The organism is Pseudomonas sp. SDT291_1_S447 (genome assembly GCF_054070155.1).
Map to the genome: position 1 here is coordinate 43,851 of NZ_JBSVXS010000008.1, position 23,538 is coordinate 67,388.

The window sequence follows — 23,538 nt, forward strand, 5'->3', positions numbered from 1 at the left end:
CGAGGTCGCCAAGTTTGATCTGACGCTGACACTGGGTGAGGTCAACGGGGTGATTCGTGGCGCGCTGAACTACGCCACGGCGCTGTTTGATGCGTCGACGATTGTGCGTTACATCGGTTATTTCGAGCGCCTGCTCGAAGCAATGATTGCCAGTGATCAAGTGGTGCTGGAAAGCGTGCCGTTGCTGGCGGCGGATGAGCGTCAGCGCTTGCTCGGCGACTTCAACGCCACAGCGCGTGACTACCCGCAAACGCTGACCGTGCACGGAGTTTTCCAACAGCAGGCTGCGGCGCATCCCAAAGCTGTGGCAGCGGTGCATGGCGCACATTCGCTGAGCTACTTTGAGCTGAACGCTCAGGCCAACCGTCTGGCCCATCATTTGATCGTCGAAGAGGGCGTGCAACCGGGCGACCACGTGGCGATCCTGCTGCCGCGTTCGCTGGAGTTGCTGGTCGCGCAACTGGCCATTGCCAAATGCGCGGCGGCCTATGTGCCGCTGGACATCAATGCACCGAGCGAGCGCCAGGCGTTCATGGTCGAGGATTGTCGGGCGGTGGCGCTGCTGACTTTGAGCAACGAAGTCATCGACTACGCCGCGCCGCGTATCGATCTGGACACGCTGACCCTCAACGGTCAGCCGACGCACAACCCGAACCTGCTGCAGTCGTCCGAGGCCCTGGCGTACATCATGTACACCTCGGGTTCCACCGGCACGCCGAAAGGGGTAATGGTGCCGCACCGGGGCATCGGCCGCTTGGTGCTCAACAACGGTTACGCCGATTTCAATGCACAGGATCGCGTGGTGTTCGCCTCGAACCCGGCGTTCGACGCCAGCACCATGGACATCTGGGGGCCGCTGCTCAATGGCGGTCGCGTGGTGATCATCGACCATCAAACCCTGCTCGATCCGAATGCCTTCGGCCGTGAACTGAGTGCCAGTGGCGCGACGATCCTGTTCGTCACGACTGCGCTGTTCAACCAGTACGTGCAACTGATTGCGCAGGCGCTCAAAGGCTTGCGCATCCTCTTGTGTGGTGGTGAACGTGGTGATCCGGCGGCGTTCCGTCGACTGTTGGCCGAGGCACCCGCGCTGCGTATCGTGCATTGCTATGGCCCGACCGAAACCACTACCTACGCCACCACGTTCGAAGTGCAGGAAGTGGCAGACGACGCCGAGAGCGTGCCGATTGGCGGCCCCATCGGCAACACGCAGGTGTACGTGCTCGATGCGTATCAGCAACCGGTGCCGATGGGCGTCACCGGCGAGCTGTATATTGGCGGGCAGGGCGTGGCGCTGGGTTATCTGAACCGGCCGGATCTGACTGCCGAGAAATTCCTCTGCGATCCGTTCAGCGATACCCCGGGCGCGCTGCTCTATCGCACCGGCGACCTTGCGCGCTGGCTGGCACCGGGGCAACTCGATTGCATCGGGCGCAACGATGATCAGGTGAAGATTCGCGGTTTCCGTATCGAGCTGGGAGAAATCGAGAATCGCCTGCTCAATTGCCCGGGCATCAAGGAAGCGGTGGTGCTGGCGCGCCGTGACGGGCAGGACAGCCCGCGTCTGGTGGCGTACTACACGGCGCACGATGAGCACTTGGACAGCGCTGAACTGCACGCCCAATTGCACGCGCGTCTGCCGGAATACATGCTGCCGACAGCGTGGGTGCAACTCGATGTCTTGCCGCTGAACAACAACGGCAAAGTCGACCGCAAGGCGCTGCCGGCACCGACCCAGGAGGCGCTGCTCAGTCGGGTCTATGAGGCGCCAGCCAATCCACTGGAAGCGAGCCTGGCGCGGGTGTGGGCCGAGGTGTTGCAGGTCGAACAGGTTGGGCGCCATGACAACTTCTTCGAACTCGGCGGCCATTCATTGCTGGGCATGCGCATGCTCTCCCAGGTGCGCCAGCAATTGGGTGTGGAACTGGCGCTGGCCGATCTGTTTGCCAACCCGGAACTGGCGGCGGTCGCCGAGGTGTTGAGTCAGGCCGAACGCAGCCACTTGCCGGAGATTCTGCCGGCGCCGCGCGATCAGGTGCTGCCGTTGTCCTTCGCCCAGCAACGCTTGTGGTTCCTCGCGCAGATGGACGGCGGCAACACCGCTTACAACATTCCCTTGGGCTTGCATTTGCGTGGCCGCCTCGACGCCGTGGCCCTGCAACGGGCATTGGCGCGGATCGTCGCTCGTCACGAAACCCTGCGCAGTCGTTTCACCCAATTGAATGACGAAGCACAGGTGCTGATTGCCCCGGTCGACAGTGGCCTGCCGCTGATCGAGGAAGATTGGCGGCAACAGCCGCAGAGCGAAGAGGCCTTGCGCGCGCTGATCGAAACTGAAGCGCGCGCGCCGTTCAACTTGCAGGATGACGCATTGATTCGCGGACGGCTGGTGCGGCTGGCCGATGAGCACCATGTGCTGCTGCTGACCATGCACCACATCATCTCCGACGGCTGGTCGATGGGCGTGCTGACCCGCGAACTGATGGCGCTGTATCAGGCGTTCAGCCGTGGCGAGGACGATCCGCTGCCGCCGCTGGCCCTGCAATACGCCGACTACGCGGTGTGGCAACGGCGCTGGCTCAGCGGTGAGGTGCTGCAGCGCCAGAGCGATTACTGGCAGCAGACCCTGGCCGGCGCCCCGGCATTGTTGAGCCTGCCAACCGACCGCCCGCGTCCGGCGCAACAGGATCACCGCGGCGGCAGTGTCGAGATCGAGCTGGATGCGCAGACCAGCGCCGGTCTCAAGGCGTTGTGTCAGCGCCACGGCGTGACGCCGTACATGGTGCTCATGAGCGCCTGGGCAATGTTACTCGCGCGCCTCTCCGGGCAGTCCGATGTGGTGATTGGCTCGCCGGTGGCCAACCGTACCCGCGCCGAAATCGAAGGGTTGATCGGCATGTTCGTCAACACCCTCGCGTTGCGCATCGATACCTCCGGCGATCTGACCGGTGCGGCGCTGCTGGCGCGGGTCAAGGCGCAGACTCTGGCCGCGCAGGCGCATCAGGATCTGCCGTTCGAACACGTGGTGGAAATTACCCGGCCGCTGCGCAGCCTTTCCCACACGCCGTTGTTCCAGACCTTGGTGAGCTGGGACAGCAGCGTCGCGCCAGCCCTGGCGTTGGGCGGGCTAACGCTGGAAGGTCTGGCCGGGGAAAATCACTTTGTGAAGTTCGACCTGTCGCTGAGCCTCGGCGAAAACCCGCAAGGAATCCGTGGTGCGCTGCGCTATGCCACGGCGTTGTTCGATGAGTCGACCGTGCGGCGTTTTACCGGTTACTTGCAGCGCTTGCTGACGGCGCTGGTCACCGATGACCAAGCGGTGTTGGCGCAGGTCAATCTGCTTGCGGCGGATGAACAGCAGCGCTTGCTCGGCGATTTCAACGCGACGGCAGTTGATTGCCCGGTCGAGCAACCGATCCAGAGCCTGTTCGAAGCGCAGGTGCAGCGTCAGCCGGACGCCATCGCCGTGCAGTCGGGCGAACACAGCCTGACCTATCGCGAGCTGAATACCCGTGCCAACCGCCTCGCGCATCACCTGCGTGAGCAAGGCGTGGGGCCGGATGCGCGAGTGGCGCTGTGCGTCGAACGTGGACTCGATCTGGTGGTCGGGTTGCTCGGCATTCTCAAGGCCGGTGGCGCCTACGTGCCGCTGGATCCGGCTTACCCGGCGGAGCGCCTCGACTTTATGCTCAGGGACTGCGCGCCGGTGGCGGTGCTGGTCCACACAGCCACCCGATCGCTGTTTGCCGGGAGCGACGTGGCCGTGATCGACTTTGATCAATGCACCTGGCATGACCAGTCGCAAAGCAATCTGCAGGTGCCCGGCCTGAGCCCTGCGAATCTGGCCTACATGATCTACACCTCGGGTTCGACCGGCACACCGAAAGGCGTGATGCTCGAACACCGTGGCTTGTGCAATCTGGTGCATTGGGGCTCGCAGATTTGCCCACCGACCACAGACGGCGCGCTGTTGCAGAAAGCGCCATTCAGTTTCGACGGATCGGTGTGGGAGTTCTTCTGGCCGCTGACGGCCGGCGTACGCCTGGTACTGGCACGGCCGGGCGGGCATCGGGAGCCGGCGTATCTGGCGCAAGTGATTCGTCAGCAGCGGATTACCGTGGTCAAGTTTGTGCCGGCGCTGTTGCAGCAGTTTGTTGAGCTGCATGAGGTCAGTGAATGCACCAGCCTCAGCGATATTTTCTGTGGTGGCGGAGAACTCACGGCGGCGCTGGCCGCTGCTGTGCGCCAGCACCTGCCGTGGGTGCGCCTGCATAACGTGTATGGCCCGACCGAAGCCACGGTCGACAGCACGGCATGGACACTGGAACCGCACATGCCGGTGCCAACGTCGGAATTGCCGATCGGCAAAGCCATCTGCAACACACGTCTGTATGTGCTCGATGCGCATGACCAACCGGTGCCGCAGGGCGTCATTGGCCAGTTGCACATCGGCGGTATCGGCGTGGCGCGAGGGTATATGGGACTGCCGCAGATGCAGGCCGAGCGCTTTATCGACAGCCCGTTCGTGGCCGGTGATCGCTTGTACCGCACCGGCGATCTGGTGCGTTACCGCGCCGACGGCAACCTCGAATTTCTCGGGCGTAACGACTTCCAGGTCAAGCTGCACGGCTTGCGTCTGGAACTCGGTGAAATCGAAGCGCGGTTGATCCAGCACCCGCAGGTGCGCGAAGTGGTGGTGCTGATGCGCGACGAGCGTCTGGTGGCGTATTTCACTGTGCGAGAGGGCAGTGCAGCGCCTGCTATCGATACGTTGCGCGCGTTCATTCTCGAGCAGTTGCCCGAGTACATGGTGCCGGGCGCGTTTGTCGCGCTCGAGGTTCTGCCGTTGAGTCCCAACGGCAAGATCGATCGTCAGGCACTGCCGGCACCGGGTCTCGACGCGGTACTCAGCCGACATTACGAAGCACCTCAAGGCGAGGTCGAAACCTTGCTGGCGCGGGTCTGGGGTGAAGTGTTGAATGTCGAGCAGGTCGGACGTCACGACAACTTCTTCGAATTGGGCGGGCATTCGCTGCTGGCGATTCGTCTGGTCAACCTGCTGCAACGTGCGGGGCAACAGGTGACGCTGGCGGAGCTGTTTCAGCGCCCGAGTATCGAAGCGCTGGCCACGTTGCTCAGTCAGCGCAGCGAAGCGCCCGAACATCCGGAAGGACTGGTCGTGGTGCGACCCGGCAGGGGCAGCAATGCGCTGTTCCTGATCCATGAGTTCAGCGGACGGGACGTGTACTTCCCGGCATTGGGCCTGCATATCGAGGGCGAGTTTCCGATTTACGGTTTGCCCGGTGTGCCACTGGGGCAGCCGCAACTGCGCACCCTTGAGTGCATGGCCACGCGGATGGTCGGGATTATCCGCTCGGTGCAGCCGCATGGGCCGTACCGTCTGGCCGGGTGGTCGTTCGGCGGCTTGCTGGCGTATGAAGTCGCGCAGCAATTGCTCGGTCTCGATGAGGCGGTGGCGTTTGTCGGCCTGCTCGACACCTACGCGCCACATCCTGCGAGTCAGGATAAAACCCGCTGGAGCGGCGAGCATCGCGACAAGCGTCAATTGCTTGAGCATTGCCGCGCGCGTTCGCAGATGCGCGGTGCAGAAGGGCTGCCAGCGTTGGCCGACGTAGAGAAGCTTGAGGCTGAAGTCGAACTCATCGCGTTCGATGAACTGTTCCAGCGCTGCTGCGAACAGCAATTGCCCGACCCGGAACTGGCCGCACTGAGTGCAGCGGATGCCTGGAGTTACTTTGATCGAGAGGCCGCTCATGGCCTGGCGCTGGCGCATTACCGGGTCAGCCCGGCCAGTCAGCCGGTGCACTTGTTCCGCGCTCAGGCACTGATGCCGGGGCAGGCACAACCGAGTCCGAGCCGTGGTTGGGAGAACAAGGTCGGTACAGGTTTGCTGCACTGCATCGATGTGCCGGGGGATCACCGCAGCATGATGAAAAACCCGGATGTCCAGGCGCTCGGCCAGGCCTTGAGTCAGGCAATGGCCGCTGCGCAGGCTCCGCAACCACCGGCTTATCAACCCGTGTTGACGATCCAGAGCGGACACCCCGGGCATGCGCCGATCTTCTGCGTGCCGGGGGCGGGCGACAGTGTCACCGGATTCATTCACTTGCCCGAGGCCTTGGGCCCGGAGTGGCCGATCATCGGTCTGCAACCGCGCGGGCTCGATGGCAACGGCGTGCCGCACAGTCAGGTAGAGGCGGCAGCCGCGTGTTATCTGCAAGCCGTCGAGCAGTTGTATCCGCAAGGCCCGCTGCATTTGATCGGCCATTCGTTCGGCGGTTGGGTCGCGCATGCCATGGCCGCGCAGTTGCAGGCAGCCGGGCGCGAGGTGGCGTCGTTGACCCTGATCGACAGCGAATCGCCCGGCGGCAACGGTACGGCGGGCAAACCGTACACCACGACAGCCGCGCTGGAGCGCTTGATCGAGACGCTGCAACTGTCCAGCGGCAAGTCGTTGGGCATTGATCCGCTGGCGTTCGCCGAGGCTGACGACGCCACGCAAATGCGCCTGTTGCACGAGGGCATGGTGCGTGCCGGTGTGTTGTCTGCGCGTTCGTCAGCGCAGGCGATGCACGGCCCGGTCCGTACCTTCGCCACGGCCTTGCGCACGGTCTATCAACCGCAACTGGCCTACACCGGGCCGGTGCGGCTGGCGCTGGTCGATGACCCGACGCTGGATGCCTGGGGCAATCAGCGCGAGCAAGCGGCGATGGTCGAGGGCTGGCAACGGCAGGTTGCGGATCTGGCGGTGTGGTACGGGCCGGGCAACCACTTCACGATTCTCAAGGCGCCCAACGTCTTCAGTCTCGCGGCGTGGTGGCATGACGGCCTGAAAGTGCCGGCCGGCCAAGTGGTTTCCTGATTGTTGTTTATCTACCAGAGCCTGGCCGCTGGCCGGGCTCACCCCTGAACGGACTTGTGGTTATTTATGGAAAAGTCGAAGTTGCGCAAAGTCGGTATGGGTTTGGCGTTGGTGGCAGTAGCGGGATTGGCGTTCTACGCGGTGCAGGCACCGGCCGAGGCGCCGCAATACCTGACCGCCCCGGTTGAACGCAGTGACATCGAAAACGCGGTGCTGGCCACCGGGTTGCTCGAAGGCATCAAACAAGTGGACGTCGGTGCGCAGGTGTCCGGGCAGTTGAAGTCGCTCAAGGTCAAGGTCGGCGACAAGGTGAAGAAGGGCCAGTGGCTGGCGGAAATCGATCCGCTGGTATTGCAGAACACCCTGCGTCAGGCCCAGGTCGATGAGGAAAACCTGCAAGCGCAAAAACGCGCCACTCAGGCTCAACTGAGGCAGACCAAAGCGATTTACGAGCGCTACAAGAATTTGCAGGACGACGCGTCGATCTCGCGCCAGGATTTTGAAACCGCCGAGTCGGACTATCAGGTACAACAGGCCAATCTGATGTCGCTGGACGCGCAGATCAAAAGCGCGCACATCCAGATCGACACGGCCAAGGTCAATCTGGCGTATACGCGGATTGTCGCGCCAATCGATGGCGACGTGGTCGGCGTGGTCACTCAGGAAGGGCAAACGGTGATCGCCAGCCAACTGGCGCCGGTCCTGCTGAAACTGGCGGATCTGGACACCATGACGGTGAAAGCGCAGGTGTCCGAAGCCGATGTGATTCACATTGCCCCGGGGCAAGAGGTGTATTTCACCATTCTTGGCGAGGACAAACGCTACTACGCGAAATTGCGCGGCACGGACCCGGCGCCACAGAACTTCCTCGAAACGCCACCCGCCGGCACGCCGAAACAAAGCAGCGCGGTGTTCTACAACGCCTTGTTCGAGGTGCCGAACCCCGACCATCGTTTGCGCATATCTATGACCGCGCAGGTGCGCATTATCCTCGACACCGCCAAGTCGGTGCTGACCGTGCCGGTGGCGGCGCTCGGGCCGCGCAATGCCGATGGCAGTTTTCCGGTACGGGTGCTGGACGCCAAGGGCCACGCGCAGTCGCGCAATGTGCAGACCGGGATCAACAACAACGTCAAAGTGCAGATCAATGATGGTCTGGCGGAAGGTGATCGCGTGGTCATTGGTGATCCGCTGACGAATGTGGCGGGGGCCTGAGCATGACTGAGCCACTGTTGCAGCTCACCGGCATCACGCGCAGTTTCACCGCCGGTGACCGCGAATTTCTGGCGCTGAAGAACATCAACCTGACGATCAATGCCGGGGAAATGGTCGCGATTATCGGCGCCTCGGGCTCCGGGAAATCGACCCTGATGAACATCCTCGGTTGCCTCGATTACGCCACTGCCGGCAGTTACAAGATCAACGGCCAGGAAACCCGTGATCTGGACAATCAGGCACTCGCTGAACTGCGTCGTGACTACTTTGGTTTCATCTTCCAGCGTTACCACTTGCTGCCGCATTTGAGCGCGATGCACAACGTCGAGATGCCGGCGATTTACGCCGGTACGCCGCAGCTTCAGCGCCATGCCCGCGCCCGCGAGTTGCTGGCGCGGCTGGGTCTGGAAGGGCATTTGACGCATCGGCCGAGCCAGCTCTCCGGCGGTCAGCAGCAGCGGGTGAGTATTGCCCGCGCCTTGATGAACGGCGGCGAAGTGATTCTCGCCGACGAGCCGACCGGCGCACTCGACACGGCCAGCGGCAAGGAAGTCATGCGCATCCTCCTGGAGCTGCACGCGGCGGGGCACACGGTGATTCTGGTGACCCACGACCCGAAAGTCGCGGCCAATGCCGAGCGCATCATTGAAGTCAGCGACGGCGAAATCCTCAGCGACCGCGCCAACGAGCGCGACACCACGCACCTGCTCAGCGATGAACCGGTGACGCCGAAAGCCACTGCGTCGCGGCGCCTGGTCGCCAGCCTCGGGCTGTTCAAAGAAGCGTTCGCCATGGCCTGGGTGGCGTTGATTTCCCATCGCATGCGCACCTTGCTGACCATGCTCGGCATCGTCATCGGCATCACCTCGGTGGTGTCGATTTCGGCGGTCGGGGAGGGCGCGAAGAACTACGTGCTCAAGGACATCGCCGCCATTGGCAGCAATACCATCGATGTCTATCCCGGCAGCAGTTACGGCGACAAACGTGCCGCCGCCATCGAAACCCTGACGCCGGCCGATGTCACCGCACTGAATCAGTTGTATTACGTCGACAGCGCCACGCCGATGATCGGCCGCAGCCTGTTGTTGCGTTATCGCAATATCGACCTGGATGCGCAGGTCAACGGCGTCAGCGATCAGTATTTCAAAGTGCGCGGGATCAAGATGGCCGCGGGCATCCCGTTCAGCGAAAACGATGCACGGCGCCAGGCGCAGGTGGTGGTCATCGATCACAACACCCGCCAACGTTTGTTCGGGCAAGACGTGGATCCGTTGGGTCAGGTGATCCTGATCGGCAACCTGCCGTGCACAGTGATCGGCGTGGCCGCGCAGGATAAAAGCCTGTTCGCCTCGGGGAAAACCCTCAACGTCTGGGTGCCGTACGAAACCGCCGCCGGGCGGGTGTTGGGCCAGCGTTATCTGGACAGCATCAGCGTGCGCATGAAGGACGGCCAGCCAAGCAAAGTGGTGGAAGAGCACGTCACCCAACTGTTGTTGCAACGCCACGGCACCAAGGATTTCTTCACCAACAACCTCGACAGCGTCTTGCAGACCGTGCAGAAAACCAGCCGCTCGCTGGCGTTGTTGCTGTCGCTGATTGCGGTGATTTCTTTGGTGGTCGGTGGTATCGGGGTGATGAACATCATGCTGGTGTCGGTGACCGAGCGAACCCGCGAGATTGGCATTCGCATGGCGGTGGGCGCACGGCAGTCGGACATTCGTCAGCAGTTTTTGGTGGAGGCGGTGATGGTGTGTCTGTTGGGCGGGGCGATCGGGATTTCCCTGTCGTATGCGATCGGGCATCTGTTTTCGGTGTTTATCAAGGAGTGGGAGATGGTGTTCTCGCTGGGGTCGGTGTTGACGGCGGTGGTGTGTTCGACGTTGATCGGGATTGTTTTTGGCTTTGTGCCGGCGCGGAATGCTTCGCGGCTTGATCCGATTGAGGCGTTGGCGCGGGATTAAGAGCGGCCCTCACCCTAGCCCTCTCCCAGGGGGAGAGGGGACTGACCGAGGTGTTCTTTCGAGATGCACCGACGTGAGATATCGCGTCGAACTCAGGTTTTGAACAGCACAAAGTTCGGCTCAAAAGTCGAACTCAGTTTCGAATTCAACCGAGATCGGCTCCCTTTCCCCCTCGCCCCCTTGGGGGGAGAGGGCTGGGGTGAGGGGGGAATCTCACTGACACACCCAAAAAACCGAAACTCTCACTATCCCTGCGTATCACGCCGCACTCGACGCCAACGCCTCCAACGGCGAATACATCCAGCGCATCAACGAATGCCGCCCGCTGATACCCAACTTGATCGCCGCCCGTTTCAGATAGCTCTCCACGGTGTTGACCTTCAGCGCCAACTGCTCGGCCAATTCCGGCGCCGTGCGCCCGGCGAGCAGGCCTACACACACTTCAGTTTCGCGGTTCGACAGGCTCAGCCCCAGTTGCTCCAGACGCTCGTCAAAGCGCAGGCGCAAGGTTTCCAGGCCGTTGCCTTCGGCTGACTCGGGTGGGCTTTGTGGATCAGGGCTGGCCGGTTGCAGGGCGTTGATGTGTTTTTCCACCATCGGCAGCAGCACCGGGGAGATGTCCTGCAACAGGCTGCGTTCCTGCGCGGAAAAGCGCTGCGACTCGTCGTTGCGATACACCGAAATCACGTAGCGGTAGCCGTCCTTGCGCCGGGTCAGGTGCAGTTGCGAGGCGTCCGCGCTGGTCGCGGCCGGCGGATTCTGTAAATGGTGGGCCGCTGCACTGTGTTCGGAAAACACCGTTTCGGCGAGCAGGGCCGGCTCTTTCAGCGGCTCAGGCTCGCTGCGGCTCGACGCGCGGCCCACCGGTTCGACACGCATCTGCCGGATGTGCGTGGCGTCTACCGCCAGTTGCGTCAGGATCAGGTCATGCAGCATGCGCGGAAAGTGCCGGCTGCCGGTGCTGGCAATGACCTTGCCGATGTGGGGGAACAAGTGTGAGTTCATATGCGTGTCATCCCTGAGAGGCGTTAATTCAAAAACGTCTGCAGCACTGTCGACGATCTCCTTGGTCGACGAAATACCGCAGACTTGGATCCTATCCTAGTACAACGTTTGAGCGACGGTTTAATGAAGGTGTTATTAGCTCATAACCGCGACGTCGGGTTGCTTGCCCTGTGAGCACCAGCGGTTGCGGCCTTGCTGCTTGGCTTGATACAGGCAGGTATCGGCTGCTTTCAACAGGGTCGCCGGGGTTACCGTGTCATCGATTGGATGCCAAGTGGTAATCCCAGCGCTGGCGGTGACATAGCCCAATGGATGCCCGGCGTGCTCCAGTTTCAGTGCGCGGATGGCCTGCAGTATGTCTTCGGTAACCTGAATGGCGCCGGCATTGTCGGTGTCGGGCAGCAGCACGGTGAATTCTTCGCCGCCGTAGCGCACCGCCAGGTCGCTCGGTCGTTTGACCGCTTGCTGGATCGCCTGCCCGACAGCGCTCAGGCAATCATCGCCCGCCGCATGGCCATACTGGTCGTTGTAGCGTTTGAAGTGGTCGACATCGAGCATGATCAATGACAGCGCCGAACCTTGTCGCCGCGCCAGGCGGATTTCGTCCATCAGCGCGTTGTCCAGGCGTCGGCGGTTGCCCAGTCCGGTCAGGCTGTCGGTCAGCGCCATGTCACGCATGGTCTGGTGCGCGTAGCGAATTTCCCGCTCCATGGCCATGCGCTGGCGCAACTGGTGCAGCACCACCAGGCCGAAACCGCTGAGCACCAAAATCAGAAACACCAGCACGAAGCCGTTCTTCAGCAAATCCTGCTGCCACGGTTCGATGATCGAGTCCCGTGAAAGCCCGGCCTCGACCACCAGCGGATAGGTGGTGAGCGCGCGATAGCCATACAACCGCTCAGTGTCGTCGACCACCGCGCGCACTTGAGCGATGCCAGCGTTGGAGTTGGGCAGGTAGACCTTGAAGATCTCGCTGTTGGCCAGGCTTTTGCCGATCACCGACGCGATGAACGGCCGGCGCACGAGGATGGTGCCGTCGCGTCTGGCCAGCACCAGGGCGCCTTTGTCATCGATCCTGAAGTCGCCGTAATAGTCGACAAAGTAGCTGACCTTGACCGTGCCCAGCAGCACCTCGGCGAACGAGCCGTCGGGATTGTTCAGGCGGCGGGAGATGGGAATGATCAGATCATGGGTCGATCGACTTTCGACGACCTCACCGATGCGCACCTGTCGATCATCATGACTGCGGTGATATTGAAAGTAATCGCGATCGGCGTTGTTGGCGGTCTCGGGCGTGACCTCCTTGTCGGTGACGATCCACTGCCCATCCGCGCCGTAGATGAACAAGCCATGCAACTGCGGCATGATTTTCGATTGCTGCACCAGCAGTTTGTGAATACGCGGCACGTCGAGGTTCTGCAGTCCATCGCCTTCGATCCGCTCACTCAGGGCGGCGGTCAGCACATCCATTTGCCGAATGGTGTCTTCGGCATGCTGTGCAGTGGCGCGGGCCAGGTTGGTCACCGAATCGCGCGCGGAGGCGAATGCAGCGCGATAGTCGCGCCAGGTGCGCCAGCTCTCGACCGTCAAAAAGGCCAGCACCACCACCAGCATAAAACTGACCGTAAGGCGGAATGTCGAGCCGGCGCGCACGGCGTTACGGGCAGAAGCGGCTCTGCCCGGGTCTTCGGTGTTCGGCTCTGGCGGACGGCGTCCGAGCATGAACATCTCCTTTTCTCATACGTAATGCATCACAACAGTATGACAAGGATCGCCAAAAAGTTCGGAACAGAGCGCGCGCCGTCGTTGAATTGTCCTGTTTGAGTGGACGGTGAAACGCTTTTCAGCCGATTTATCCCGTCCTTGTGGGTCAGTAATCTGTACCCAACTTGAACGCAACAACAATTTCTAAAACTCAAAAGGGAAGCAGACCATGACCACTCCAACCTACAACCGCCTGAACAAAGACGACGCCATCGTGCTGCTGGTTGATCACCAGACCGGCCTGATTTCTCTGGTGCAGGACTTCTCTCCAAACGAATTCAAGAACAACGTGCTGGCCCTGGCTGATCTGGCCAAGTTTTTCGAACTGCCGACCATCCTCACCACCAGTTTTGAACAAGGCCCGAACGGCCCGCTGGTGCCAGAGCTGAAAGAGATGTTCCCGGACGCGCCGTACATCGCTCGTCCAGGCCAGATCAACGCTTGGGACAACGAAGATTTTGTGAAGGCAATCAAAGCCACCGGCCGTAAGCAGATCATCATTGCCGGTGTGGTGACGGATGTGTGTGTAGCGTTCCCGACCTTGTCGGCGCTGGCAGAGGGGTTTGATGTGTTTGTGGTCACCGACGCGTCTGGCACCTTCAACACCACCGTGCAACAAGCCGCCTGGAGCCGCATGACTCAGGCCGGTGCACAGATGATGAACTGGTTCTCGGTGGCCTGTGAGCTGCACCGCGACTGGCGCAACGACATTGAAGGGCTGGGTAATTTGCTGTCGCAGCGGATCCCGAACTACCGCAACCTGATGAACAGCTACTCGGCGCTCACAGCTCAGCAAAAGTAAGCGAACGCGACCCGACAAAAGCCTGCCCTCAAAGCAGGCTTTTGTCGTGTCTGCGCTTTAAAGCGCTGGCAGCGCCGCGATGGCGTTACTTCAGGTTATGGCTGAAGAACTCGGTCAATTTGGCGAAGGGAATCAGGTTGACCCGGTCGTACAAGTCGACATGGCCGGCCCCTGGAATGATCAGCAGCTCTTTGGGCTCGGCCGCGCGCTGGTAAGCGTCTTCACTGAATTCGCGGGAGTGCGCCTGAGCGCCAGCAATGAACAGCAGCGGGCGGGGGGAGATGCTCTCGATGTCATTGAACGGGTAGAAGTTCATGAACTTCACATTGCTGACCAGCGTCGGCATGGTGGTGGTCTGCGGCGAAGCGCCGGTCGGGGTGACCTGGCCACGCGGGGTGCGGTAGAAATCGTAGAACTCGTCACCCACGGCGTTGCCGGTGAGTTTCAGCGGTGTGCCGCCGGTGTAGCGGACCGGGCCGCCCCAGAACTGCGCGTTACGCTGCTGCGCCGCCTGTTCAATGATGGATTGGCGTTGCGCTAGCGTGAGCGAATGCTTGAGGCCGTTACGGTTGGCAGCACCCATGTCGTACATGCTGACGGTGGCAATCGCCTTCAAACGTGGGTCGATCTTGGCGGCACTGATGGCGAAGCTGCCACTGCCGCAAATACCGATCACGCCGATACGCTCGCGATCAACCAGTGGGCGAGTGCCGAGAAAGTCCACCGCTGCGCTGAAGTCTTCGGCATAAATGTCCGGTGCAACCGACTGGCGTGGCAGGCCCTCGCTTTCGCCCCAGAAGGACAAGTCGAACGACAGCGTGACGAAGCCTTGTTCGGCCATTTTGGTCGCGTAGAGATTGGCGCTTTGCTCTTTCACCGCGCCCATCGGGTGGCCGACGATGATCGCGGCATTTTTTGACTGCGGGTCAAGGTTCTTCAGGCTGAACAGATTGCCTGCGACCTTCATCCCGTACTGGTTCTTGAAGGTGACCTTTTCCACGGTCACTTTATCGCTGGTGTAGAAGTTGTCTGCGCCGTTCGACATATCGGCTCCCATGGCTGAAAAAGTACTGAAGAGCAGCCCGAAGGCCAAGCAAAAACCTTTCACTGGAATGTCCTTGCGATTGAGGGTTTATTCGTCTGAGCCTGTGCCCGAACATTCTCTCGATCAGCTCCTCAGCGCCGTAGTGCATTCCTCTGGATTGCTTGCCTGATCCACTGAATCTGGATTTTTAACGCCGCGCCTACCCGCCGCGCCCGTTTGGCGCGGCGCGCAGAGTCGATATGGCGGCAATGAGAGGGCAGGGAAGGGATATGGATTACGCAGAGGATTCAGTGCTGGCCTCGACCAATCCGCTTTCAGCCTGGCGGCCACTGCGCTGGGTTTCCGGAACCCCGACTCCAAGCAAGACAACCGCCACCGCCGCAATACCGGCCAGAGTCAGAAACGCCGCACTGTAACCAGCCTCCTGCACAACGAACCCGGCAAGTCCGTTGCTCAACGCCGCACCGAGTCCGAAGGCGGTTGTCAGTGCGCCGAGGCTGACGTTGAAGTGGCCGGTGCCCTGGGTGAGGTCTTTGACCATGATCGGAAACAAGGCGCCGAACAGACCCGCGCCGACACCGTCGAGCAGTTGCACCGCGACCAGCCAGTAAGCATCGTCCGACAGCGTATAGAGCACACCGCGCAACGGCAGGATCAGAAAACCGGCCAGCAGCAGCGGTTTGCGTCCCCACAAGTCGGCTTTGGCCCCGACCAGTAATGCCGCCGGCACCATCACCAGTTGCGCGGCGACGATGCAGGCCGAGGTCAGCGGGGTGGCCATCTGCAAATTGGCTTGCGCAAGTTTTTGGCTCACCAACGGCAACATCGCCGCATTGGCCAGGTGAAACAGCGCACAGCAAATGGCGAACAGCAACAGTGACCGGTTGCCCAGCAGCACCGATAACCCGGAAGGCTGGCGCTGGCCAGCATTGGCCGGATCCAGTCCACGGGCCTGATCATGGTCGATGGCTGCTGGCGAAACGCAGGCGATGGCAATGACACTGGCCAGCGCCATGGCCGCCATCAGATAGAACACCGCCACCGGGCCGAACAGATAAGCGAACACACCGGCGAGGAGGGCGGCGCAGGCATTGCCGGCATGATTGAAGGTTTCGTTGCGCCCGGTTCGCCGGGTGAACGCCCGTGGCCCGGTCATGCCCAGAGTAATTGCGCAAATGGCCGGGGCGAATATCGAGGCGGCCATCGCACTCAGGGTTTGCGTCAACGCCACCCAAGTGAACGACGTCACGAACGGCAGCAGCAGGCAACTGCCGGTCACCAGCAGCGCGGCGATCGCAATCAACGCTCGTTTGCACCGGCTGTTGTCGACCCAGGCGCCGGCGGGTGTCTGGGTGATCAACGCGGCGACTCCGGCGATGGTCATCACCAGACCAATGCTCGCTGGCTCCCAGTGATGCACCGCCAACAGGTAAATGGCCAGATAGGGGCCGAGACCGTCGCGCACGTCGGCGAGGAAAAAGTTCAGGCTGTCCAGTGACAGGTTGTTGCGGCGATCGAGGTCAGCGGCCACGGCAGTGTCTTCAATATTTGAGGTCTGCGGATGGATTCAACCTCAGCAAGCCTAATGACCTGCGGCCACGAATATAAGTTGCAGGCCGCCGCCGTGTCGTTGCGAAACAACGCCAAGGGGCTGAAAACGACGTTCCGTCATACGGTTGCTGCACGTTCGACGCGCTACTTGTATCCTTGCGCCGGTCGAGGACATACGACCGCTGTTATTGCCTTGAATCAGTAACGGCCGGAACGGGAAACCGGACTTTCCATTAGGTACTTTCGTGAAGCGTGATACCCACCTCGTCATCCTCTTGCTGCTGGTCATCGGCTGCTCCCTGGCGTCGCTGACCATCTGGAAAGTGCTGTCCTCGCGCGATCGCGCGCTGGAGGAAGTCAACGTGCACGGGTTGAACCTGACCCAGGCACTCGAGACCTATTCCGAGGGCATTGTCCGGCAAAGTTCGCTGCTGTTGCTCGGGCTGGTCGAACGCCTGGAAACCGAAGGCAGTGGCCCCGCGCAGATCCAGCGCTTGGGTGCGCTGATCAACCGCCAGCAGCCGTTGATGCCACAAATGAGCGGGATCACCATCTATGACCGTCAGGGTCATTGGCTGATGTCGTCCAATCGACCGATCCCGGCGGGGGCCAACAGCAGTGATCGGGTCTACTTCATTCATCACCGCGACGACCCGAGCCGCGAACCCTTTATCGGGCCACCCATCCGTAGCCGCTCCAATCAGGAGTGGGTGATCACCGTCAGCCGCCGCTTCAATGATGAAAACGGAGAGTTTGCCGGGGTGGTGGCCGTGACGTTGGGCGTGGAAAACTTCCTGCGCCTGTTCGGCAAACTCGACGTCGGGCAGGAAGGTGCCATCGGTTTGTCCTATACCGACGGCACGTTGCTGGTTCGCTATCCGTTCCGCGAGCAGGACATGGGCCGCAACTTTTCCAAGTCGCCGATCTACGCCAAGTATCTGGTCGATCAATCGGTCGGTACCGCGTCGTATACCTCCAGCCTGGATGGCGTCGAACGCCTCTACGCCTTTCGCAAAAGCGAGAAGTTGCCGCTGATCACCACGGTCGCCATCGGCAAGCGTGAAGCGCTCACGGCGTGGCGAACCGAGGCGCTGCTGTCGGCGGTGGTGGTAGCGGGGTTGTTGGGGCTCACCGGTCTGATTGGCTGGTTCTTGATCCTCGACATCCGGCGCCGGACCCAGGTTGAAGGCGAACTGCGCATCGCTCAGCAGCAGTTGCTCGGCTCGAACCGACAGTTGGAGTTGTTGGCCATGAAAGATGCGCTGACCGGTCTGGCGAATCGGCGCTGCTTTGACCAGACCCTGGCCACAGAGGCGCGGCGGGCACAGCGCGACGGCTCATCGCTGGCCTTGCTGATGATCGATATCGACTATTTCAAACTGTTCAATGATGCGCTCGGGCACGTTGCCGGCGACGCTTGTCTGCAAGCTGTCGCCAGGGTGCTGGATGAATGTGTGCGGCGACCGTCAGACCTGGTTGCGCGCTACGGCGGTGAAGAGTTCGCGGTGATCATGCCCGCCACCGACATCGACGGTGCCGCCGTGGTAGCGCAGTTGATTATCGAGCGCTTGCAGAAAGCCAACATTGACCACCCGACAAGCCCGGTGGCCCGCGTGAGCCTGAGCATTGGCATCGCCGCCGCGCGCGGGTCGCACCTGGACCCGGTGCACGGTTTGATCGAGTCAGCCGATCAGGCGCTGTATCAAGCGAAGTTGGCCGGGCGCAACCGCTTCATGGTGTCTCGCGCGCAAGCCTTACTCGACTTCGGTGGACAGCAGGCCACTGACGCGTGACACCAACGTGTCGACAGCAAAGGGTTTGGTCAGCACCTGCATGCCCGGGCCGAGTTGACCGTTACCAATCACCGAATTTTCCGCGTATCCGGTAATGAACAGGGTCTTCAGTTTCGGCCGGATTTGCCTGCCCGCATCAGCCATTTGCCGGCCGTTCATGCCGCCCGGCAAGCCGACATCGGTGATGAGCAAATCGATGTGCGCGCTGGAACGCAGTACTTCCAGACCTTCAACGCTGTCGGCCGCTTCGAGCAGGTTGTAGCCGAGGTCGTTCAGCACGTCCTTGAGCAGCGTGCGGACGGTGGGTTCGTCGTCGACAATCAGGATGGTCTCACCGGCCTTGGCATGAGGCGTCGCTGAGCTTTGCGTGTCATCCTGATTGCGCTGCGTTTCGCCGAGGTAGCGCGGCAGGTAAATGCAGATGATGGTGCCTTGACCCACGGTCGATTGCACCCGCACCTGCCCGCCGGATTGCTTGGTGAAACCGTAGATCATCGACAGCCCAAGGCCCGTGCCCTGGCCCAGCGGTTTGGTGGTGAAAAAAGGGTCGAAGGCCTTGGCGATCACTTCCGCACTCATACCGGTACCGGTGTCGGCGACCGACAAGCACAGGTATTGCCCTTCGGGCATTTCCCGTACGCGCGCTGATTCAGCATCCAGGGTTCGGTTGGCGGTTTCGACGGTGATGCTGCCGCCATCGGGCATCGCATCGCGGGCGTTGATGCACAGGTTGAGCAGGGCGTTTTCCAGTTGACTGGCATCGACCAGCGCCGGCCACAGATCGGCAGCGACGACCGTCTTCAGACGAATGCTCGGGCCGACGGTGCGCTGGATCAGTTCGCTCATGCCGGCAATCAGTGCATTGACTTCAGTTGGCCGTGGATCGAGGGTCTGGCGCCGGGAGAAGGCGAGCAGACGGTGGGTGAGGGCGGTGGCGCGTTTGGCGGCGTCCTGGGCGATCAGCATGTATTTGTCGATGTCGTTCAGCCGGCCTTGGCCGATGCGTTTTTCCATCAGTTCAAGGGAGGCGCAAATGCCTGCCAGCAGGTTGTTGAAGTCATGGGCCAGACCGCCGGTGAGTTGCCCGACCGCTTCCATTTTCTGCGATTGGCGCAGCTTCTCTTCGGCCTGCATCAGTTCTGCGGTTCGCGCCGAGACCCGTTGTTCCAGTGTGTCGTTGAGCGTCTTTAACGCGGCGGTGACCCGGTCGCGCTCGGCTTCGACATTGCGCCGCTCTTCTACATCGATGAGCACGCCGGGAAAGCGCAAAGGCGTGCCGTCTTCGGCGCACTCGACGCGGCCGTTCGCTTCAATCCAGGTGTATTGGCCATCCGCGCCGCGCACTCGGTATTGGTGCGAATAGGCACCTCCACGGGCAATGACTTCGTTGATCGCGGTTGTGAGTCCTTCCCGGTCATCCGGGTGAACGGTCTGCACCACTTGCTCCAGGCTCAGACCGTCGAGGCCCCAGGCCGGATCGAGGTTGAGAACCCGGGCGAAGGCTTCATCGACGCTGAAACGATCGCTGGGCAAGTGCCAGTGCCAGGTGCCGATAATGGCGCCGGCGGCCAAGGCCAGTTGGACACGTTCGACGTTTTCCCGAGCGACCGCTTCGCTGATGCGTAAACGCTCTTGCGCGTCGCGGCGCTCGGTGACATCGCTGAAGAAGATCGCAATCTGCCGATCGGCCGGGTCGCCGACACGCACGGCGCGCACATCGAACCAACGTTCGAAGGTATTGGCATAGTTTTCGAAGTTGGCTGGCTCGCCGGTCTTGGCCACATGGCCGTAGGTCTCGAACCAGAATTTCTCGAGGTTGGGCGCAAACTCGGTGACCCACTTGCCACGCAGATTGACCCCAGCCTGTCGTTCGAACGCCGGGTTGGCCTCGACAAAGTAGTAATCGATGGGGTGGTCGTCGGCATCGAATTTGACTTTGACGATGGCGAAAGCTGCTTCGATGGTTTCCAGAATGGTGCTGAAGCGCTCTTCACTCTGGCGCAATGCCGTCTCGGCGCTGCGCGAGCGGGTCAGGTCGAGCATCGCACCGATCATGCGTTCGGCTTTGCCATCGGCATTGCGGATCAAATGTCCGCGATCCAGCACTTCGGCGTATGAACCATCGTGGCAGAGGAAGCGGTACTCCGCGCTCCAGGTCGTGCCAGAGCCGTCAATGGCCGAGCGAATCGAGGTTGTCACGCGCGCTCGATCCTGCGTGTGAATCTGCGCAAACCGCCAGTCACACGTCGGCTCGATGGCTGCTGACGCGTAGCCATACGCCTGTTGCAGCGAGTCGTTCCAGATGACCTGATTGGTTTTCAGATCCCAGTCCCAGACGGCGTCGCAGGTCGCCTTGACGGCCAGACGCAGGCGCGTGACCTCAGACTCAAGCTCCTCGCGAGTAAGCTGTTTCAGGATGTTCACCCTTCATGCGTTGATGGTTGGCTTGCGTTCAATTGGCGTGTCTCAAACCGTCGGCCTCACAAGCTTTGTCAGCCATTGACCCGGGGCCCCATGTTTAAGTTGCACACGGGCCAAAGGCACACGCGTTTTCATAGCGATTCGCCGCGATCCAGTCTGTCGAGCAGACTCTGCCCGCGTTGCCACAAAGCCTGCTGTTTTTCCAACGGCATGCGATCAAGGTTTTTGTACATCATGCCCATGCGCTGATTGCTGCGCAGAAGGTCGCCGTGGCGCATCAGGAAATGCCAGTACAAGGCATTGAACGGGCAGGCGTTGTCGGCCGTGGTTTCGCGCACCGAGTACGCACAGTCGCGACAGTAGTCGGACATCCGGTTGATGTACTGGCCGCTGGCGCAATAAGGCTTGGAACCGAGGTAACCGCCGTCGGCGTGCATGACCATGCCGAGGGTGTTGGGCAGCTCGACCCAATCGAAAGCGTCCATGTAAATCGCCAGATACCATTCACAGATCTGGCTCGGCGCGATGCCGGCGAGCAGGGCGAAATTGCCGGTGACCATCAGGCGCTGAATGTGATGGGCGTAGGCGTGTTTGAGGCTTTGGCCGATGGCTTGGCGCATGCAGTTCATCTTTGTGTCGCCGGTCCAGTAAAACTCTGGCAGGCGCCGCGTGTTACCGAAGGCATTGCCCTCGGCGTATTCCGGCATGTGCAGCCAATAAACGCCCCGCACATATTCGCGCCAGCCGATCAGTTGGCGGATGAAGCCTTCGGCGGCATTCAGCGCGATGCTGCCGGACCAATACGCCGACTCCACATCGGCGCAGAGTTGGCGCAGATCGAGCAAGCCAATGTTCAGTGCAGCGCTGATGCGGGCATGGAACAGAAACGGTTCGTTGCTGGCCATGGCGTCCTGATAATCGCCGAAGCCGGCCAGGCCGTAATCGAGAAAGTACGCCCACAATGCCTGGGCATCGGCATGCGTCACCGGATAGTTGAAATCATCGAGGCTGCCGTAGTGACTGGCGAAGCGATCCTTGACCAGTGCGAGGACATCGAGGGTGATTGCATCGTCGGTAAAACCCGCCGGGTAGGGCGCCTTGACGGTTTTGGGCAGGGCTTTGCGATTGTCGGCATCAAAGTTCCACGCGCCGCCGACCGGCGTGCCATCGCCGTTGAGCAGCAGACGACTTTTGCGGCGCATCTCGCGGTAGAAGAACTCCATGCGCAACTGCTTTTTGCCAGCGGCCCACGCGCGGAATTCGTCGCGGCTGCACAGGAAGCGGTTATCGGCATGCCAGTGGATCGGCAAGCCACAATCCTTCAGTGATTGCTCCAGACGCCAGTCGCCGCATTCGGTCAGGTGCACCTCCTTGGCTTGCAGCAGCGCCTGCCAGCGCTTTAATTCGCCGGGCACCGAGCCGCTGTTGTGCGGGTCGTCGAGGGTCACGTAATGCACGCGGAAGCCTTGGTCTTTCAGTGCTTGAGCGAAGTGACGCATGGCGCTGAAGATCAGGGCGATCTTCTGTGGGTGATGAGCAACATGGCTGGCTTCTTCCATGACCTCGACCAGCAGCACACGATCCTGTTCGCGATCCAGACCTGCCAATGAAGCCAGATCAAACGATAACTGGTCACCCAGAACGAGGCACAGCCGGTGGGTTTTGTTCATTTCACGGATTCAGCGTAGTGAGCAGCAGGCTGCCTGATGGACGTTTAAACGTTAAGTCCAGATAGTTGTACAGATTGTAGTCATTGTATAGGTTTTTGTGCGGTGAATTGCGTGATATTCAGATCTCTCCTGAGGGAGCGAGCCTGCTCGCGAAGGCGTCGTCACATTCAACAGTGTGAGTGACTGACCCGCCGCTTTCGCGAGCAGGCTCGCTCCCACAAGAGCTTGCACTCCGACTCGGATAAACGCTCCCGCTGTTGTGGGAGCGCTTGACGCCGCGTGGAAAGGCTTAGCCGGGATAAACGGGGTAGTCGGTATAGCCCTCGGCGGTACCGCCATACACCGTCACGGGGTTCAACGCATTCAACGGCCAGTCATTGGCAATCCGCACAGGCAGATCGGGGTTGGCCATGAACGGGCGGCCAAATGCGACCAAGTCTGCCAGCCCGGAATCGAGCAGTTGCGCGCCGGATTCTGCGGTGTAACGCCCGGCATAAATGATCGCGCCGCTGAAGGTGTCGCGTACCGCCTGACGAAATGTGAGTGGCATCGCCGGGGCGTTGTCCCAGTCGGCTTCGGCGATCGACAGATAGGCGATGCCCACGTCCTGCAGCACTTTGATCGCTTCGATGTAAGTGGTGTGCGGATCTTCCTCGACCATGCCCAAATAGGTCCGCGCTTCATCAGTGGTGGTAAACAGTGGGGCGAAGCGCACGCCGACTTTTTCCTTGCCGATGCACTCGGCGACGCCGGCGACCACTTCCTTGAGAAAGCGCAGACGATTGTGCAGCGAACCGCCGTACTGATCATCGCGCAAATTGCTGTGGGCAGAGATGAACTGGTTCACCAGATAACCATTGGCGCAGTGCAATTCGATGCCGTCGAAACCGGCGTCCATCGCGTTGCGTGCGGCCTGGATGTACAGCTGCACCAGTTCCTGAACTTCATCGGTGCTCAGCGCGCGAGGTGCCGACGGTGGCACCAGTTCACCGGCGCCGGGGGCGGTTTCGATAAACACGCTGACCCGATCTGTAGCCACGGCGGAGGCCGAAACCGGCGCTGCGCCGTCGGGTTGCAGCGCGGTGTGGGAGACACGGCCGACGTGCCACAACTGCGCGAAAATCACCCCGTCCACGGCATGTACGGCGTTGGTGACTTTGCGCCAACCGGCGATTTGTTCAGGCGTATGAATGCCCGGCGTCCACGCGTAACCCTGACCTCGGGGTTCGATCTGCGTGCCTTCGGTGACCAGCAAACCGGCGCCGGCGCGCTGTTGGTAATACTCTGCCATCAGTTCATTGGCGACGTTGCCCGGTTGGGTGCTGCGCTGGCGGGTGAGTGGCGGCAGGACGATGCGGTTTTTCAGGGTGTGATGGCCGAGTTTGGCCGGGGTGAAGAACGGGCTGCTATTCATGGATTACCTTGTCT

The 23,538-nt window shown here is 61.2% G+C and carries 12 protein-coding genes (1 of these 12 cut by a window edge); 5 read left to right on the forward strand and 7 right to left on the reverse strand.

All coding sequences use genetic code 11. The annotated features are described in order from the left end of the window. The 3 genes from ACW9IR_RS04855 to ACW9IR_RS04865 all read left to right on the forward strand — a co-directional run. A protein-coding gene (locus ACW9IR_RS04855) for a non-ribosomal peptide synthase/polyketide synthase (RefSeq protein ID WP_457461928.1) crosses the window boundary here: on the forward strand, nt 1-6,883 show its final stretch. It extends 10,964 nt beyond the left edge of the window; 6,883 of the gene's 17,847 nt are visible here — the last part of the coding sequence; its start codon lies off the left edge, out of view; its stop codon occupies nt 6,881-6,883. A 66-nt stretch (nt 6,884-6,949) separates the two neighbouring features. Next, entirely contained in the window at nt 6,950-8,098 is a 1,149-nt protein-coding gene (gene macA, locus ACW9IR_RS04860) for a macrolide transporter subunit MacA (RefSeq protein WP_102899161.1), read from the forward strand. A gap of 2 nt (nt 8,099-8,100) precedes the next feature. Further along, nucleotides 8,101-10,059 carry a MacB family efflux pump subunit gene (locus ACW9IR_RS04865; RefSeq protein WP_457461930.1) on the forward strand — a complete coding sequence of 653 codons (1,959 nt, stop codon included), beginning with the start codon at nt 8,101-8,103 and terminating at the stop codon, nt 10,057-10,059. 258 nt (nt 10,060-10,317) lie between these two features. On the opposite strand, the gene ACW9IR_RS04870 is transcribed toward ACW9IR_RS04865, so the two are convergent. Further along, on the reverse strand, nt 10,318-11,064 hold the full coding sequence (locus ACW9IR_RS04870; RefSeq protein ID WP_457461932.1) for a response regulator transcription factor: 747 nt from the start codon (nt 11,062-11,064) through the stop codon (nt 10,318-10,320). A gap of 135 nt (nt 11,065-11,199) precedes the next feature. After that, the gene (locus ACW9IR_RS04875; RefSeq protein ID WP_457461934.1) at nt 11,200-12,786 is read right to left on the reverse strand and encodes a sensor domain-containing diguanylate cyclase; all 1,587 of its coding nucleotides are present in this window, start codon (nt 12,784-12,786) and stop codon (nt 11,200-11,202) included. A 211-nt stretch (nt 12,787-12,997) separates the two neighbouring features. Here ACW9IR_RS04875 and ycaC point away from each other — a divergent pair, with 211 nt between their 5' ends. Next, the gene (ycaC, locus tag ACW9IR_RS04880; protein ID WP_007916011.1) at nt 12,998-13,630 is read left to right on the forward strand and encodes an isochorismate family cysteine hydrolase YcaC; all 633 of its coding nucleotides are present in this window, start codon (nt 12,998-13,000) and stop codon (nt 13,628-13,630) included. Between the two features lie 85 nt (nt 13,631-13,715). On the opposite strand, the gene ACW9IR_RS04885 is transcribed toward ycaC, so the two are convergent. Next, entirely contained in the window at nt 13,716-14,738 is a 1,023-nt protein-coding gene (locus ACW9IR_RS04885) for an alpha/beta hydrolase (protein ID WP_102899157.1), read from the reverse strand. 211 nt (nt 14,739-14,949) lie between these two features. Then, a complete protein-coding gene (locus tag ACW9IR_RS04890) occupies nt 14,950-16,206 on the reverse strand; it encodes an MFS transporter (protein ID WP_457461937.1) in 1,257 nt (418 codons plus the stop codon). Between the two features lie 265 nt (nt 16,207-16,471). Between ACW9IR_RS04890 and ACW9IR_RS04895 the strand changes: the two genes are divergently transcribed. After that, nucleotides 16,472-18,019, forward strand: a complete 1,548-nt coding sequence (locus ACW9IR_RS04895) for a sensor domain-containing diguanylate cyclase (RefSeq protein WP_457461939.1) — start codon at nt 16,472-16,474, stop codon at nt 18,017-18,019. Here the strand turns inward: ACW9IR_RS04895 and ACW9IR_RS04900 are convergent. The 3 genes from ACW9IR_RS04900 to ACW9IR_RS04910 form a co-directional block, all read right to left on the reverse strand. Next, nucleotides 17,981-20,443 carry a PAS domain-containing protein gene (locus ACW9IR_RS04900; protein WP_457461941.1) on the reverse strand — a complete coding sequence of 821 codons (2,463 nt, stop codon included), beginning with the start codon at nt 20,441-20,443 and terminating at the stop codon, nt 17,981-17,983. The genes ACW9IR_RS04895 and ACW9IR_RS04900 overlap by 39 nt on opposite strands. A 128-nt stretch (nt 20,444-20,571) precedes the next feature. Beyond that, complete coding sequence (locus ACW9IR_RS04905; RefSeq protein ID WP_457461943.1) at nt 20,572-22,110, reverse strand: cryptochrome/photolyase family protein; 1,539 nt, start codon at nt 22,108-22,110, stop codon at nt 20,572-20,574. Between the two features lie 289 nt (nt 22,111-22,399). After that, complete coding sequence (locus ACW9IR_RS04910; protein WP_457461945.1) at nt 22,400-23,524, reverse strand: alkene reductase; 1,125 nt, start codon at nt 23,522-23,524, stop codon at nt 22,400-22,402. Nucleotides 23,525-23,538 lie beyond the last annotated feature (14 nt).

What these genes read in the sequence shown, in the direction of transcription:
- macA (WP_102899161.1), top strand. Translation starts at nt 6,950, where the DNA reads ATGGAAAAGTCGAAGTTGCGCAAAGTCGGTATGGGTTTGGCGTTGGTG.
- ACW9IR_RS04870 (WP_457461932.1), bottom strand. Translation starts at nt 11,064, where the DNA reads ATGAACTCACACTTGTTCCCCCACATCGGCAAGGTCATTGCCAGCACC.
- ACW9IR_RS04875 (WP_457461934.1), bottom strand. Translation starts at nt 12,786, where the DNA reads ATGCTCGGACGCCGTCCGCCAGAGCCGAACACCGAAGACCCGGGCAGA.
- ACW9IR_RS04865 (WP_457461930.1), top strand. Translation starts at nt 8,101, where the DNA reads ATGACTGAGCCACTGTTGCAGCTCACCGGCATCACGCGCAGTTTCACC.
- ACW9IR_RS04910 (WP_457461945.1), bottom strand. Translation starts at nt 23,524, where the DNA reads ATGAATAGCAGCCCGTTCTTCACCCCGGCCAAACTCGGCCATCACACC.
- ycaC (WP_007916011.1), top strand. Translation starts at nt 12,998, where the DNA reads ATGACCACTCCAACCTACAACCGCCTGAACAAAGACGACGCCATCGTG.
- ACW9IR_RS04905 (WP_457461943.1), bottom strand. Translation starts at nt 22,110, where the DNA reads ATGAACAAAACCCACCGGCTGTGCCTCGTTCTGGGTGACCAGTTATCG.